Source organism: Bacillus sp. jun7, from assembly GCF_051034795.1.
In the GTDB taxonomy this organism is placed as follows: Bacteria; Bacillota; Bacilli; order Bacillales; family Bacillaceae; genus Bacillus; species Bacillus velezensis.
In genome coordinates this window covers 1,708,250-1,724,913 of sequence record NZ_CP093219.1, presented here as the reverse complement: position 1 = coordinate 1,724,913, position 16,664 = coordinate 1,708,250, and the positions used below count along the sequence as shown (strand labels likewise).

The window sequence follows — 16,664 nt, the reverse complement described above, 5'->3', positions numbered from 1 at the left end:
TCTTTTTTTATAAGCTGAAATAGGTTTCAATGGAAGCCCGCAGCGTTTCAATCTGCTCATTTCCGCTGCCTGCCAAGTTGGATAGCATTCCTTTAATAATCGGTTTTCGCGGCTCTTCCTTTGCGTATTCCTCTTCAATGACTTCAAGCGATACGAGGACGTCCTCAGGCAGCCCCTGCTGTGCTTTTATCTTTTGAATATCCGCAAGCAGTCTTTCTCTGTCCGCCGCCGGCTGAGTGAAGATATCCTCAGGCAGCAGCGGATCGGGATTGTCTCTTATCAGTCCCGTAATCAGGTCATCGATTCTGGCAATCAGAAAGGCCGCCACGTTTTCCGTCCGGAATGCCGTATGTTCATTAAAAATCAAGAAATGAATATAGGAGCTCACTATTCCTTGCGCCATAACGGACGCATCCGCTATAAACGGTATGACGGCATCTCCGTAAACGGAGAGCAAAGCATCCCGGTACAGCATGTTAAATTGAATATTGGCCTCATGAAAATACTGTTTGACCTTTTGATTTTCAGGAATGACCTTTTCGCTCAGCAAGAGAATGATAAAGTCCTTGTGCTCCATAAATTCCTGGAATTGATAAGCGATTTGTTTTCGGAATACGTCCTTAGGCGATTTATGCTGATGTTCTGTTTTGATTTTCTTTATTTCTTCCATAGACATGCCGATGTAATACTCACATGCTGAGAGCAAAAGGTCTTCTTTTGATTTAAAATGAAGATAGAAGGCCCCTTTTGAAATTCCGCATTCACCGGCGATTTCCTGAATGGTTGTTGAAGAAAACCCTTTTTTGGCAAATAAATGGATGCCTGTTTTTATGATTTTCTCTTTTTTTTCGTTCATGACGTGCTTCCCCTTAATCCTGAAAAATTTAGAAAAATTTACTGCCTTATTAGTTGACGATGTTGAGTTATACCGTTTAGTATTATATAGAATGACCAGTCAGTCAATAAAAATTAACGGAGGACATGATGAACCACATTATTAACTTTGTACTGAAGAACAAATTCGCAGTTTGGCTGATGACGATTATCGTTACTGTAGCAGGGCTGTATGCCGGTATGAATATGAAGCAGGAATCCATACCGGACGTCAACATGCCTTACCTCTCAGTAAATACGACTTATCCCGGAGCTGCTCCGAGTCAAGTTGCGGATGACGTGACAAAACCGATCGAGCAGGCGGTGCAGAATTTAGAAGGAGTGAGCGTCGTAACGTCCACATCCTCTGAAAACGTCTCATCGGTTATGATTGAATATGATTACAACAAGGATATGGACAAGGCGAAAACCGAAGTCGCTGAAGCGCTGGACAGTGTCAGCCTTCCTGATGACGCGAAAAAACCTGACATTTCCCGTTACAGTCTCAACTCTTTCCCGATTTTGACGCTCAGTGTGACAAGCGGCAAAAGCTCGCTTGAAGATCTGACTAAAAATGTGGAAAACACTCTCGTTCCTAAGCTTGAAGGCATTCAGGGCGTTGCGTCCGTACAAGTTTCCGGACAGCAGGAAGAGCAGGTGGAATTCTCTTTCAAAGATAAAAAAATGAAAGAGTACGGACTTGATGAAGATACCGTCAAGAAAGTGATCCAAGGCTCTGACGTCAATACGCCGCTTGGGTTGTACACATTCGGCAACAAGGAAAAATCAGTTGTCGTTAACGGAAATATTACGTCAATTAAAGATCTGAAAGATATGAGAATTCCGGTCACATCTTCTTCTGCCGCTCAAGGTCAAGCGGGCGGAGCCGGTGCGGCATCTGCGGCGGACGCTCAGGCTATGCAGCAGGCACAGCAAAGCGCGTCAGCAGGGGTGCCGACAGTCAAGCTTTCTGACATTGCCGACATTAAAGATGTGAAAAAAGCTGAATCCATTTCCCGCACGAACGGAAAGGACAGCATCGGAATTAATATCGTAAAAGCCAATGACGCCAACACGGTAGAAGTGGCCGATGCGATTAAAGATGAACTGAATCAATACAAAAAAGACCATAAAGGGTTCAAGTACAGCTCGACTCTTGATATGGCAGAGCCGATTACAGAGTCAGTGGATACGATGTTAAGCAAAGCGATTTTCGGCGCGATTTTTGCGGTCGTGATCATTCTCTTATTCTTAAGAGATATTAAATCAACGATGATTTCTATCGTTTCCATCCCGCTGTCACTGCTGATTGCGCTTCTTGTGCTGAATCAGCTTGATGTCACATTGAACATAATGACGCTCGGTGCGATGACGGTCGCCATCGGACGGGTAGTCGACGACTCGATTGTCGTGATCGAAAACATTTACCGCCGCATGAGGCTGAAAGATGAACCTTTACGCGGGAAGCAATTGGTGCGTGAAGCGACGAAAGAAATGTTTAAACCGATCATGTCATCAACGATCGTAACCATTGCCGTATTCCTGCCGCTTGCCATGGTCGGCGGACAGATCGGTGAACTGTTTATGCCGTTTGCCTTAACAATCGTCTTCGCGCTTGCCGCATCACTGTTGATTTCGATCACACTGGTGCCGATGCTTGCGCACAGCTTATTCAAAAAATCGCTCACAGGCGCACCTGTTAAAGCGAAAGAGCATAAGCCGGGCAGATTGGCCAATTTCTATAAAAAAGTGCTGAATTGGTCATTAAGCCATAAATGGATTACATCTATCATCGCGGTTCTGATGCTTGTCGGCAGTTTGTTCCTCGTACCTCTGATCGGCGCGAGCTACCTGCCTGCGCAAGCGGACAAAACGATGCAGCTCACATACACGCCTGAACCGGGCGAAACGAAAAGCGAAGCTGAAAAAGCTGCCCAAAAAGCGGAAGACATGCTGCTTAAACGCAAACATGTCGATACCGTTCAGTATTCTTTAGGCTCGCAAAGTCCGCTCGGCGGAAGTTCAAACGGCGCATTGTTCTACGTGAAATACGAGGATGACACGCCTGATTTTGACAAAGAAAAAGACAATGTCTTAAAAGAAATCAAAAAAACATCGAGCCGCGGCGAATGGAAATCACAAAATTTCAGTTCGTCAGGCAACAACAACGAATTAACGTACTATGTGTACGGAGATTCAGAGTCTGATATTAAAGGCACGGTCAAAGACATCGAAGGCATCATGAAAAAGGAGAAGGATCTGAAAGACGTCAACTCAGGCCTTTCCAGCACATATGACGAGTACACGTTCGTCGCTGACCAGGAGAAACTCAGCAAGCAGGGCCTGACGGCTTCGCAAATCTCCCAAGCCCTGATGTCCCAAACGTCACAGTCTCCTTTGACAACGGTGAAAAAAGACGGCAAAGAGCTTGACGTCAACATCAAAACAGAAAAAGACCAGTATAAGAGTGTAAAAGAATTAGAGGATAAAACCATCACATCGCCTGCAGGCCAAGAAGTAAAAATCGGCGATGTGGCGAAAGTGAAAAACGGCACGACATCCGATACCATTTCCAAACGCGACGGCAAAGTGTACGCTGACGTAACGGCAACCGTCACTTCTGACAACGTCACGAAGGTGTCATCAGCCGTTCAAAAGAAAGTTGACAAACTGGATAAGCCGGACAATGTATCCATTGATACCGGCGGTGTATCAGCGGACATTGCAGATTCCTTTACGAAACTCGGCTTAGCGATGCTTGCCGCAATCGCCATCGTATACCTCGTTCTTGTGATTACGTTCGGCGGAGCATTAGCGCCGTTTGCGATTCTGTTCTCGCTTCCGTTTACAGTCATCGGCGCATTAGTCGGACTGTATGTATCCGGAGAGACGGTCAGTCTGAATGCCATGATCGGTATGCTGATGCTGATCGGAATCGTCGTCACAAACGCGATTGTCTTAATTGACCGCGTCATCCATAAAGAAGCGGAAGGCCTATCGACGAGAGAAGCGCTCCTGGAAGCCGGCTCTACGAGATTGCGTCCGATTCTGATGACGGCGATCGCGACAATCGGCGCCCTGCTTCCATTGGCATTGGGCTTTGAAGGCGGAAGCCAAGTCATTTCTAAAGGACTCGGTGTCACCGTTATCGGCGGTTTAATCAGTTCGACTCTGCTGACTCTTCTGATTGTGCCGATCGTATATGAAGTATTAGCGAAATTCCGTAAGAAAAAACCTGGAACGGAAGAAGAGTAAGACAGCGGGCCTTGGCTCCTTAAACGGAGCCGGGGCCTTTTTTCTTCTGGCAATTCCTGTACATATTGTTGCGATTTTCTCAAGTCATAGTATAATTAAAGGTTGTTAGTGTTAATAATGGATCGGATACTCTTAAGTAGGATGATGAGATAATGAAACGTGCACGCATAATATACAATCCGACTTCAGGACGGGAGCTTTTCAAGAAAAATCTTGCCCAGGTCCTGCAAAAATTTGAACAAGCCGGTTATGAAACCTCCACCCATGCCACCACATGCGCGGGGGATGCCACCCACGCCGCAAAAGAAGCCGCTTTGCGGGAGTTTGACCTGATTGTCGCAGCCGGCGGAGACGGAACGATTAATGAAGTCGTCAACGGTCTTGCGCCGTTAGACAAACGCCCGACACTCGGCATCATTCCGGTCGGCACGACAAATGATTTCGCCAGAGCGCTGGGCATTCCGAGAGAGAATATACTGAATGCCGCTGATACCGTCATTAACGGCGTGGCCCGCCCGATCGACATCGGACAGGTGAATGGTCAGTATTTTATCAACATCGCCGGCGGAGGCCGTCTGACGGAGCTGACGTACGATGTGCCAAGCAAACTGAAAACGATGCTCGGCCAGCTTGCTTATTATTTAAAGGGAATGGAAATGCTGCCTTCACTTCGACCGACAGAAGTCGAGATTGAATATGACGGCAAGCTGTTTCAAGGCGAAATTATGCTGTTTTTAGTGACGCTGACCAACTCGGTCGGCGGATTCGAGAAGCTGGCCCCTGATTCCAGCCTGAATGACGGCATGTTTGATTTAATTATTTTGAAAAAAGCCAATCTCGCGGAGTTTATCAGAGTCGCGAGCATGGCGCTCAGAGGCGATCATATTAACGATCAGCACATTATTTACACAAAAGCGAACCGTGTGAAAGTCAATGTATCAGAAAAGATGCAGCTGAACCTGGACGGCGAATACGGCGGCATGCTGCCGGGCGAATTCGTGAATCTGTACCGGCATATTCACGTCATCATGCCGAAGGAGAAAGCGGAACAGCTGGATGACTAATACGCGGACAAAATCCTAAAACAGTATTCGTTTTAGGATTTTGTCATCTTTTCAGCGTGATCGGAAACCTTTGAAGGCTGACATTGAATTTGAAGGTTTGCCAGCACGCTGAAACAAGGTTATTGGTAAAACTAGAGGTGATTATAGATGAAAATGAAACCCCCGATAGAAAAAAATGAATACTATGACGTGACATTTGAGGATTTGACGCATGAAGGAGCGGGCGTCGCAAAGGTTCAGGGCTTCCCGATCTTCGTGCCGAACGCCTTGCCTGAGGAAAAAGCGCAAATCAAAGTGACACGCGTCAAAAAAGGCTTCGCTTTCGGCCGCTTGATTGAGCTGAAGGAAGAAAGCCCGCACAGAACGGATGCCCCGTGTCCGATCTACAAGCAATGCGGCGGCTGCCAGCTTCAGCACATGACCTATGAAGGCCAGCTCTTGTTTAAACAGAAACAAGTTAAAGACGTCTTAGAACGGATCGGCAAGCTGGACCTCTCAAACGTCACCGTGCACCCGACGCTCGGCATGGAAGACCCGTGGAATTACAGAAACAAAGCGCAGGTGCCGGTAGGAGAAAGAGAAGGCGGGCTCGTCGCCGGATTCTATCAGCAAAGAAGCCATGACATCATCGACATGAGCGCCTGCCTGATTCAGCAATCCAAAAACGACGAAGCCGTTCAAGCCGTCAAAGACATCTGTGCAGCATACGGTGTCAAAGCCTATAATGAAGAACGCCATAAAGGCTGGCTCCGTCACATCATGGTCAGATACGGCGTCGTCACGGGCGAAATGATGATCGTCTTCATCACAAGAACAAGCGATTTTCCGCACAAAGCGAAGATCATCGAAGACATTACGGCGCAATTCCCGCACGTCAAATCCATCGTGCAAAACATCAATCCAAACAAAACAAACGTCATCTTTGGGAACGAAACAAACGTCATCTGGGGCGAAGAATACATCTACGACCTCATCGGAGACGTCAAATTCGCCATCTCCTCCAGATCGTTCTATCAGGTCAACCCGGAACAGACAAAAGTGCTCTACGACAAAGCGCTTGAGTACGCAGAGCTGCAAGGAGAAGAAACCGTCATCGACGCCTACTGCGGCATCGGAACCATTTCTCTCTTCTTGGCGAAGCAGGCGAAAAAAGTGTACGGCGTCGAAATCGTGCCGGAAGCCATCGAGGATGCGAAACGCAACGCTGAGCTGAACGGCATCACAAACGCGGAATTCGCAGTCGGAGAAGCGGAAACCGTCATTCCAAATTGGTACGAAGAAGGCATCACGGCAGATACGCTAGTCGTCGACCCGCCAAGAAAAGGCTGCGACGAAGCCCTCCTGCGGACGATCATCGACATGAAACCGAAGCGGGTGGTGTATGTGTCCTGCAATCCAGGAACGCTTGCAAGAGACCTGAGGGTGCTTGAGGATGGCGGGTATCAGACGCTCGAAGTGCAGCCTGTGGATATGTTCCCGCATACGAATCATGTGGAGTGTGTGGCAAAGCTAGTATTGAAATAAAGCAGTGTTCTCTTTTTGAGAACGCTGCTTTTTATATTAATATGTGAAGGAACCTTTTTAATTATCATATTAAAACAGATTAATTTGAAGAAAAATGGTATTCTCAATATAGCTCAATTTAGTTATTTTGAGCGGCGAATTTATAGAGATAACGCAAAAAGTTAATGAAAAGGTGAAACAATGATAGTCTATGAAGCTACAAAAGAAGAGTTTCTGAGTGATGTGTTTGACGACAATTTGGTGACGAATATCTGTAAAAACTATAATGATAAGATTGGCAAAATCAATGAGAGAGAGGTTAGATCTTGGGATAACTCTATGCAGTATATGTATAGGGTATTAAGTGATAGAGAAATTCCTAAGGACGCAGGAATTGCTATTGAGTTCAAAATACCCCATACTTCAAAGCGTATTGATTTTCTTATATCTGGATCAGATAAGGATGATCGTTCATCTGTTGTGATTGTGGAACTTAAACAATGGGAGAAAGTAGAGAAAATTGATAGTAAAGAGGCTATCGTTAAAACGTTTATAAATAAGGGAATTCGCGAAACAACCCATCCATCTTATCAAGCCTGGTCATATGCTTCGTTAATAAAGGATTACAATGAAAATGCGCAAAAAGAAGATATCATGCTATATCCTTGTACATACTTACATAACTACTTGAATCAGGGTACAGACGATCCATTAACTGATTCAATATATGAATATTATATAAAAGAAGCTCCTGTTTTTATCAAAGGTGATTCAGGTAAGCTTCGTGATTTCATTAAAAAGTATATTAAATATGGAGACAACAAAGAAATCCTATATACAATAGATAAAGGAAGAATACGGCCTTCGAAGTCTCTTCAAGATTCGTTAAACAGTATGCTTCAAGGTAATCGAGAGTTTATGATGATTGATAATCAAAAAGTTGTTTATGAGACGGCTTTACATTTGGCGAATGAGGCATTACGTACAAACACTAAACAAGTTTTAGTTGTAGAAGGCGGGCCAGGTACAGGAAAATCTGTTCTTGCTGTAAATTTATTAGTAGAAGCAACAAACCGAAGTCTCGTTGGACAGTATGTAACAAAAAATGCAGCTCCCAGAAATATATATGCTACTAAGTTAAAACAAAACTTTCGGAAAGGGCACATTGATAATTTATTTAAAGGATCGGGCAGTTATGTCAATGCTCCATCAGGTGAATTTGACGTTTTAATTGTTGATGAGGCGCATCGATTAAATGAGAAATCCGGTTTATTTAATAACCTTGGGGAAAATCAAATTAAGGAAATAATAAATGCTTCCAAACTTTCTGTTTTTTTCATAGACGAACATCAAAGAGTAACGTTAAAAGATATTGGTAGCACTGATACAATCCTTAAATTCTCAAAAGAATTAGATGCTCAGGTTACAAATATGAAACTGGATTCACAGTTTCGTTGCAATGGTTCAGATGGTTATATAAGCTGGTTAGATGATGTTCTTCAAATTCGGGAAACTGCGAATTCTAATTATATTGGAATGAACTACGATTTTCGTATATATAGAAATCCAAATGAATTGCGTAAACAGATAGAAGATCTGAATAAAGTTAATAATAAAGCTCGAATAGTTGCTGGTTACTGTTGGGATTGGGTGAAGGAAGGAAAAGCTAGAACAGAATTTCATGATATCGAGATTCCTGAATATCAATTCGGAATGAGTTGGAATTTAAATAACTCAGACACATGGGCAATTGACGAAGATTCTATTAATGAAATAGGTTGTATACACACATGCCAAGGTCTGGAATTTGATTATGTAGGTGTAATTATAGGAAATGATCTAGTGTGCAGGGATGGAGTAGTATTGACTGATCATTCAAAGCGGGCGAGAACAGATACCTCCTTACGTGGTTTGAAGAAAATGCTAAAGCAAAATTCAGAAGAAGCTGAGAAGCTTGCAGACGAAATTATTCGCAACACATACAGAACTTTGATGACCCGGGGACAAAAAGGCTGTTTTATTTATTGTATAGACAAACAATTAGAAAATTACTTTTTTAAAAGGCTGAAACATATGCAAATGAATTACAAAGAGAATGAGTTCTTTAAGTCTTCATCAGTTGCTGAAGAAAAAGCCACATATAAGCACAAATGAAACCTTTTTTAATTATTTATTAAAACGGAATTGGGAAAAACATCACGCTATGATCTTGTACCTTTAAAAAGCAGGGAGGGCAAGATTTTGCGATAACTGTTAAAGGCTTTTTAACGAATGCGACTAAAATTTCTACCGTTTTTGCAGGAAAAGAAAAATCTATTTGTGTAGGAGATCCTTACAAAGCTTCTTAACAAAGTGGCGATTGTTAATGACTTGGGGAATGAAAGCATAATATTAACGTAAAACGATAAAAGGCTTCTTTTAAGAAGTCTTTTTATGTACGTATATCTTCATAATCAAGATAATTATTTATAAGTAGATAATAAATTTGGATAAAAATGAGAAAATCCTGGCGGGAATGACGATATAAAGTTAGTGAACAACGGTATAGAATCTTACTTTTCGAGGTGAACAGAATGGGAGAAGAACAAGACATTATTACAGTAACCGATCTGCGCAAAAAATATGGATCATTTGAAGCAGTGAAAGGGGTATCCTTTTCTGTCAAACGCGGAGAGCTGTTTGCATTTCTGGGAACGAACGGTGCAGGGAAATCGACCACTATCGATATTCTCTGTACGCTGATTAAAAAGACATCCGGAAAAGTGGTAATAGACGGTTATACGCTTGGTGAGGGAAAAGAGAATAATCATATCCGCAAAAAGATCGGAGTTGTTTTCCAAGAGAGCATTTTGGATGAACGATTGACCGTTTATGAAAATATCATGAACCGCGGACAATATTATCATTTAAGCAAGGTACAAGTGCAAGAGAACTATCAGTTTGTAACAGACTATTTAAAATTGGATGATATTAAGGAGAAAAAATACAGCGATTTGTCAGGCGGACAAAGAAGAAGAGCGGATATTGCCCGTGCCATCATCCATAAACCAACTATATTATTTTTAGATGAGCCTACTACAGGTCTTGATCCGCAAACGAGAGTATTTGTTTGGAATGCGATTAAAAGGCTGCAGGAAGAAACAAACATGACGATCTTTTTAACGACCCATTACATGGAGGAGGCCGCTGTGGCTGATAACGTTGTGGTCATCAAAGAAGGACGTCTGATCGCAGAGGGTACACCGAGTCAGCTGAAAGATCAATATGCGTTTGACAGTCTGCACATGATGTTTAAGCAAGGCGTTGATCCGACTGCATGGTTTGAAAATAAACAACTGGATTTTACGGTTAAAAACTCTATTTATTCCCTTCGTGTTGAGTCTACTCTCCATGCGCTGGACATTTTGAAAGGTCTTGAAGGAAAAATTGAATCTTTCGAGGTGATTAAAGGAAATATGGATGATGTGTTTATCCATATTATCGAAGAACAAGGAAGCAGTTTGCCAGTAAAGGGGAGCATTGCATAAATGAAGTCTTTATCCAGTTTAATCAGCAGAAATATAAAAATATACTTCCGTGATCGAACGCTTTTGCTTCTTTCTTTGCTGTCAGTATTTATCGTCATTCTGTTATATGCCGTGTTCTTACAGCAGACACAGCTGGACGCTATTAAGGCCCTGGTCGCTTCGACAGATGATCCCAAAGCAATGGTGAACGAATGGATGGTGGCGGGATTGCTGTCCATTACAGCTGTGACAACGACTTTAGGCGCTTTCGGAATTATGGTGAAAGATAAAGAAAGCAAGAGAACGTATGACTTTTTAACAGCTCCTTTATCAAGGGCGACCATCCAATTGAGCTATGTCATTCATTCATTTGTCATCGGCTTGATCTTTTCTTTCATCGCCTTTTTAGGCTGTGAAATTTTTCTCGTTTCAACAGGCAGCAAGCTTTTAAGCGGTACAGATATACTTGAAGTATTGGGGATCATTATTCTTTCAGTTGCACTCTCAAGTTCCATAAATTTATTTTTAACGCTGTTTATTCACACACAAAATGCATTTTCGACGTTAAGTACAATTGTCGGAACAGCCATCGGTTTTTTATGCGGAGTATATGTGCCGATCGGCGGCGTACCGGTGTTTGTGCAGAAGATTATTATGTATTTCCCTATCAGCCACACCGCCGTTCTGTTCAGAAAAGCGTTTATGACAGACTCAGTTGATAAAGTATTTAAACATGCTTCTGCGGACCAAATACAGGAATATGAAAAGCATTACGGGATCGTCTACAAGTTAAACGGCCATTTTATCAGTACGGCTGCGAGCTTGTGGGTCATTGTCATTACAGCCATCATATTTACCGTCATATCTATTTTCATATTTAAAAAACAAAATAAATGACTTCTTCAGACGATACATAACGATGTAACAGGCAGCATCCGTTTACTGGATGCTGCCTGTTTTGTTTATTATTATTCTTTTGTGCTCAATTCTTAATTCCTCAAAAAGTTCTCGGATTTCTCTTAAAAAAGTGTTGAAGATATCTTTATTTACACCGTATCAGGCTGGTAGATCTTGCGAATAAATCAGTTGACGTTTTTTTGGTGTCTTGAAGTGAAAGAGAACCATGGTAGAGTCAGCTAATACTTCTGCATAAAGATATATTTTTGTCCATCCACAAGGTATGATGTCATTTAATTTATCACAAATAATCTGGTACAGATCTTGCATTTTTTTAGTTTCCAACCTTTTAAACTCCTATTGTCGAGAGATCTTAGTTATAAAAAACAGCCCAGCAGTAAAGTGCTGAGCCATTATTGATTTATAGACCGAAGTAGCTTATTACAAATTCTTTATCGTTCTCATCTTCAGGCAAAATCCCTAAATTTTTATATTCCCATACTACTTGCCGTTGAGTACCGTTTAAGTTTGAGGCGATGACATCGGTATAATCGTAGTCTATTGAGAATTTTCCAGTATTCTCTAGTTTGAGCGTTAAATTGGTCCAAATATCTTGGTTGTTTGCTTTAAATTCTTCTCTTAACTCCTCGAATAACTCTTGAAGTTCAATTAATAAACTCACGTATATTTTTTTACTAACATCGAATTGTTTCGGTATATCATGAGAATAGATATTCTCTTCACTTTGTGGTGTATTGAAGAAAAAGTAAACTTCTGATGAATCATCTAATATTTCCGCATAAAGAATGATTTTTGTCCATTCAGATGGAATCATTTCATTAAGCTGTTCTGCTATTTGTTGATATAACTGTCCCATTTTCTCAGTTTCCATAGGTTTAACCTCCAGCTTGGTTTTTTATTGTCACGAATTTTGTTTTATTGCCAATCGTATATTCGATTATGAATTTTGTGGGTCTTAAAGAGTCACCTTTATATAGAGATTCTATGTTAACATTAACTCTTTTAGGAGGTTCTTCTTTAAGAGCCTTTGCCCACTCCTGCTCCATCTCATACCATTTCCCGCCGCTCCTATTAATCTGAGAATTCATAGGCACGATGTTGTCGAATTGGCCTGAGCCTTTGAATTGGGTGGCGATTAGGTGGCCTCCGTCGTCATCTGTCAGACGGTCTGGTTTACCTGCTTTTGATTGCGCATATTGGTTGCGTTTTGCTTCTCCCAGCTGCAAGTCTGCTTTGACACTTGTAATTCTACCATAGTTGTCAGTGGTGTACGTGTAGCCTTCTTTTGTTTTGTAAATGACATTCGGCTTCAATACTTTCTTTCTGGTCCATTTCGCAAAATGCTCGCCGTATTTGACCGTTACCGGCGGTACATGCGGTGCCGGTGTCCGTCTGCCGCTTGCGGAGGTTCCGTACGGTTTCGGCAGGATGACCTTGGCGAATTTCTGCAGTCCCTCTTTAAGTGTGACCCCGTTGACTGCGTTGTAAGGAACGCCTGCCGGCACTAAGTCGTGACGCGGATGATAGGGGAGAATATCAGCCAGGGTGAGATCTCCAATTTGATTTAACTTGGTTTTGACACGTTTTTTTGATACTTCCATGCTTGTGTTTACTTTTTGTTTGATGTGATCAACGGTTTGTTTTGAGACCGTTATCACTTTTTGTGCTGCGGCGGATTTGCTTGCTGCTGTTTTGACTTTGGTTGTCACTTTGGCGGCTGTGCCTGTTTTTGAGACGGCGCCGACGCCTTTTGTGCCGACAACTGATGTCACAACGGTGCCCACTGCATATGACACCCATCTTGCTCTGGAGTAGGTGTCGCCATTCACCATGTCTTTTTGGTACGATTCTTCGATTGCCGCTGAAATGGCTTCATACGTCTTGATCGGGTGAGCCACCGCTCCTGTAATGGCTTCAACCGTTCCGCCCGGATCTGTGACCATATCCCATAGGCCAGTGACCGCGTCTTTTCCGGAATCATAAAGGCCGACGGCAACGCCTTTGAAACCGTCTGTAAGTTCACGCGTGTTTTCAATTTGAGTGAAGTAGCGCTGCTGTTCTTTTGTCAGGTTTTTATAGCCGATTGTTTTGGCCATTGAGTAGAATTCATCAGCATTCGCATAATCGTAGTTTTTCAGTCTTTCTTTCAGTTTTTCAATCTCTCGTTCCTTCGCTTCCTCTTTCTTCATCTTCAAATAAGCATCCGAATGTCTTGCAATCTCGCCTTTTTTCTTATGGATGTCGCTTTCACGGTACGCCTTGGCGTTGTAGTGAAGCGGCGTGGCGCTTTTTCCTTTGCCCGTGGCGTTTTGAAGCTGCTGGAAGTCAGCTTGGATGAACTGTTCGTTCGCTTCCGTTTCTGCGTATTCTTTCGTTAGATCGTGATCAAGCTTGCCGAGCTTATGTATGGTTTCGCTTCTTTTTTTGTCAGCTGAAGACAGCTTCTGATCCGTGCTTTCCGTTGAAAACAGATCAAGCGAGATGATGTCTTCGATCTCTCTGAGGATGGACCCCATGTCCTTTTTTTGCCCTTCCATAATCGCCTTTGATTTACTGAGGGCGTGGGTGAGTTCATGCTCCAGGAAAGATTCCTCCACATGCGAACTGGAAAGTCCGGCATCTTCGACCTTGCCGGGAAGGCTTGTGAGAAATGCGATTTTCATGTCGATCAGATCAAGCCAGCTGTCTGTGACGCCGGCGTGGTCCTGGAAAAAGGCTTTGATGTTATCTGCGCCCCGACCAGAGAAATCGCCGTCACCGAGGTCAGCCATGCCTTGAAACGCTTTTTTCAGATTAACCATCTAGCCGCGCAGTTTTTTGTATTCACCCGCGCGCTGTTTGGCGGCGGCCAGGAGGGTGGTTGCTTCGAAAACTTTCATGACCATATCCTTTCTTTTGTTCGATATCAAAATTTTACCACGGGAGTCAGGATATACAGTGTAGGAAATAGGTAATAAGAATAAAATGAATCTTTTGGCTTGCGACTTCCTTCCTGTATGAAGGGGCTTTTTTATGTTTTGTACAATAATCCTCAAATTCGGCTTACTGCGCTCCGGTGATTTTAAGCGTGCCTGTTTTTTCTAATGTCTTACACTCGAAACAACCCAACCGCTGAGGTATAATAGAAGCAGAGTATTTATCATACAGATTCAATTCGTGAAAGAGAGTGGAACAAAATGGGCCGTAAGTGGAACAATATTAAAGAAAAGAAAGCATCAAAGGACGCAAATACGAGCCGGATTTACGCGAAGTTCGGCCGTGAGATTTATGTGGCGGCAAAACAAGGCGAGCCAGATCCGGAATCGAACCAGGCGTTAAAAGTGGTGCTTGAGCGCGCAAAGACGTACAGTGTGCCGAAAAATATTATTGAGCGTGCGATTGAAAAGGCGAAAGGCGGCGCGGAGGAGAACTTTGACGAGCTGCGTTACGAAGGTTTCGGGCCGAACGGTTCAATGATCATCGTTGATGCGTTAACGAATAATGTAAACCGCACGGCGCCTGAAGTGCGTGCCGCATTCGGGAAAAACGGCGGAAATATGGGTGTGAGCGGGTCTGTCGCTTACATGTTTGATGCGACCGCCGTTATCGGCGTTGAAGGCAAGACGGCGGATGAAGCGCTGGAATTGCTGATGGAAGCTGATGTGGACGTGCGCGATATTTTAGAAGAGGATGACAGTGTTATCGTATATGCCGAGCCTGATCAATTCCATGCCGTACAGGAGGCATTCAAAAATGCCGGCGTTGAAGAGTTCACGGTTGCGGAGCTGACGATGCTTGCGCAAAATGAAGTCGAGCTTCCGGAAGATGCGAAAGCTCAATTTGAAAAGCTGATCGATGTGCTGGAAGACCTCGAAGACGTACAGCAGGTTTATCACAATGTGGATTTAGGCGAATAAAGACAAAAAGGCCGGGACGGCATAAGTTCCGGCCTTTTTATTTTGCTTATGCGGCCGGCCTGTATCGTATTTCTCCGTAAGCAATTATTGATTATTTCACCAAAACTGGGCGGATGCCCATACGTTTCCTTCCGCATGTCATAAACTGGACTGTAACCTATGTGAAGGAGCGATAAATCATGAATGAAAGAAGACCGATTTACGGCGGCGGCTATGGAGGCTACGGAGGCTACCCGGGGTACGGTTTTGGCGGCTACGGAGGCTACGGTGGCTACGGCGGCTTCGGAGGATATCCGGGATACGGTTTCGGCGGAGGCTACGGCTACCCGGGATACGGTTTTGGCGGTTACGGCGGTTTTGGCGGCTACGGCGGCTTCGGAGGATATCCGGGGTACGGTTTTGGCGGCTATGGCGGAGGCTACGGCGGCTACCCGTTCCATCACCATCATCATCGGGACAGCCAATTTATCTGACCATTCGGGAAAAGCACTCTTGGAACAGCAAGAGTGCTCTTCTCATGTTCTTGCAGCTGTGTTACGATTGGAGCAAAATCATCAAGTACATATGACATTTCTGTAAATCATGAGCAAGTTGTTTATAAACTGAAAAGCATGATCTGTAAAAACTCTTTATCGGGAGGTTTTACATGTGAGAAGTGAAGACGAAATGATGAAATTGATTCTTGATATTGCGATGAAGGACGAGAGAATCCGTCTTGTCACTTTAGAGGGATCAAGAACCAATAAAAATGTACCGAGAGACAAATTTCAAGACTATGATATTTCTTATTTTGTGACCGATATGGACTCTTTCACATCTGACGAAAGCTGGCTGGATCAGTTTGGCGAAAGAATGATGATGCAAAAACCTGAAGATATGGAACTTTTCCCTCCGGAACTCGGAGACTGGTTCTCCTATCTCATGCTTTTTAAAGATCATCATAAAATCGACTTAACTTTGATCCCTCTGAGTCAAACAGAGGATTATTTTACACAGAGTGATGGTTTGGCGGAAATAGTATTAGACAAGGATGACAGAATCAACCATAAGATTATTGCGAGTGATGAACAATATCATATAAAGAAACCGACCCCCGGAGAGTTTGATGATTGCTGCAATGAATTTTGGATGGTTTCAACCTATGTGATTAAAGGATTAATGCGTAAAGAAATACTGTTTGCGCTGGATCATATGAATGACATTTTAAGGCCTAATGTTTTGCGTATGATTGCGTGGAATATCGGGATAGAGCATCAGTTTTCATTAAGTGTAGGGAAGAATTATAAGTATATTCAACAATACATGAATGCGAAAGATTGGGAAATTCTGCTGAATACTTATGTCGGCAATACGTATGAAAGCGTGTGGAAGGCATTGTTTGACTGCCAGGATCTCTTCAGAGCATATTCAACGTCAGTGGCTGTTTTATTGAGATATGAATATCCTGAATATGATCAGCAAATTACGGAATATACAATTAAACATTATCAGCGCTTTCAATCAGATTTTTCATTATGATTTTTTTACTTCAAATTCCAGATGAGCTGCATTGAGTCCGTTTTTAACGGGCTTTTTTATTTTCTTACAGGGCATAAATGCCGATACGGATTCATACCTATTAAGGTCATGTGTTTAGGAAAGGAGGATCG

At 43.1% G+C, this 16,664-nt stretch carries 11 protein-coding genes and 2 pseudogenes; 9 read left to right on the top strand and 4 right to left on the bottom strand.

Annotated elements, in window-relative coordinates; genetic code table 11:
• Positions 1 to 7 precede the first annotated feature (7 nt).
• The gene (locus MJQ52_RS08105; protein WP_060674470.1) at positions 8 to 856 is read right to left on the bottom strand and encodes a TetR/AcrR family transcriptional regulator; all 849 of its coding nucleotides are present in this window, start codon (positions 854 to 856) and stop codon (positions 8 to 10) included.
• A gap of 128 nt (positions 857 to 984) precedes the next feature.
• Between MJQ52_RS08105 and MJQ52_RS08100 the strand changes: the two genes are divergently transcribed.
• The 6 genes from MJQ52_RS08100 to MJQ52_RS08075 all read left to right on the top strand — a co-directional run bounded on the left by MJQ52_RS08100 (position 985) and on the right by MJQ52_RS08075 (position 11,098).
• The gene (locus MJQ52_RS08100; protein WP_101562797.1) at positions 985 to 4,128 is read left to right on the top strand and encodes an efflux RND transporter permease subunit; all 3,144 of its coding nucleotides are present in this window, start codon (positions 985 to 987) and stop codon (positions 4,126 to 4,128) included.
• A gap of 152 nt (positions 4,129 to 4,280) precedes the next feature.
• On the top strand, positions 4,281 to 5,192 hold the full coding sequence (locus tag MJQ52_RS08095; RefSeq protein ID WP_172614511.1) for a diacylglycerol kinase: 912 nt from the start codon (positions 4,281 to 4,283) through the stop codon (positions 5,190 to 5,192).
• 147 nt (positions 5,193 to 5,339) lie between these two features.
• A complete protein-coding gene (gene rlmD / locus MJQ52_RS08090) occupies positions 5,340 to 6,716 on the top strand; it encodes a 23S rRNA (uracil(1939)-C(5))-methyltransferase RlmD (RefSeq protein ID WP_096034917.1) in 1,377 nt (458 codons plus the stop codon).
• A gap of 180 nt (positions 6,717 to 6,896) precedes the next feature.
• Complete coding sequence (locus MJQ52_RS08085) at positions 6,897 to 8,849, top strand: DUF2075 domain-containing protein (protein ID WP_071391413.1); 1,953 nt, start codon at positions 6,897 to 6,899, stop codon at positions 8,847 to 8,849.
• A gap of 419 nt (positions 8,850 to 9,268) precedes the next feature.
• Positions 9,269 to 10,222 carry an ABC transporter ATP-binding protein gene (locus MJQ52_RS08080; RefSeq protein WP_071391414.1) on the top strand — a complete coding sequence of 318 codons (954 nt, stop codon included), beginning with the start codon at positions 9,269 to 9,271 and terminating at the stop codon, positions 10,220 to 10,222.
• Positions 10,223 to 11,098: an ABC transporter permease gene (locus MJQ52_RS08075; RefSeq protein WP_071391415.1), complete on the top strand. Its 876-nt coding sequence runs from the start codon at positions 10,223 to 10,225 to the stop codon at positions 11,096 to 11,098.
• Between the two features lie 78 nt (positions 11,099 to 11,176).
• On the opposite strand, the pseudogene MJQ52_RS08070 reads toward MJQ52_RS08075, so the two are convergent.
• The 3 genes and pseudogenes from MJQ52_RS08070 to MJQ52_RS08060 form a co-directional block, all read right to left on the bottom strand.
• Positions 11,177 to 11,428, bottom strand: a pseudogene (locus MJQ52_RS08070) (TIGR01741 family protein); the annotation flags it as partial.
• A gap of 91 nt (positions 11,429 to 11,519) precedes the next feature.
• The gene (locus MJQ52_RS08065; RefSeq protein ID WP_071391416.1) at positions 11,520 to 11,990 is read right to left on the bottom strand and encodes an antitoxin YezG family protein; all 471 of its coding nucleotides are present in this window, start codon (positions 11,988 to 11,990) and stop codon (positions 11,520 to 11,522) included.
• Between the two features lie 4 nt (positions 11,991 to 11,994).
• Positions 11,995 to 13,998 (bottom strand): annotated as a pseudogene (locus MJQ52_RS08060) (T7SS effector LXG polymorphic toxin).
• A 297-nt stretch (positions 13,999 to 14,295) separates the two neighbouring features.
• On the opposite strand from MJQ52_RS08060, the gene MJQ52_RS08055 reads away from it, so the two are divergent.
• The 3 genes from MJQ52_RS08055 (at position 14,296) to ant(6) (ending at position 16,533) form a co-directional block, all read left to right on the top strand.
• Positions 14,296 to 15,015 (top strand): YebC/PmpR family DNA-binding transcriptional regulator, encoded by a 720-nt coding sequence (locus tag MJQ52_RS08055; RefSeq protein ID WP_003155709.1) that lies wholly within the window; start codon positions 14,296 to 14,298, stop codon positions 15,013 to 15,015.
• 179 nt (positions 15,016 to 15,194) lie between these two features.
• The gene (locus MJQ52_RS08050) at positions 15,195 to 15,488 is read left to right on the top strand and encodes a spore coat protein (protein ID WP_115996197.1); all 294 of its coding nucleotides are present in this window, start codon (positions 15,195 to 15,197) and stop codon (positions 15,486 to 15,488) included.
• A gap of 175 nt (positions 15,489 to 15,663) precedes the next feature.
• A complete protein-coding gene (ant(6), locus tag MJQ52_RS08045) occupies positions 15,664 to 16,533 on the top strand; it encodes an aminoglycoside 6-adenylyltransferase (protein ID WP_434181915.1) in 870 nt (289 codons plus the stop codon).
• Positions 16,534 to 16,664: the final 131 nt, after the last annotated feature.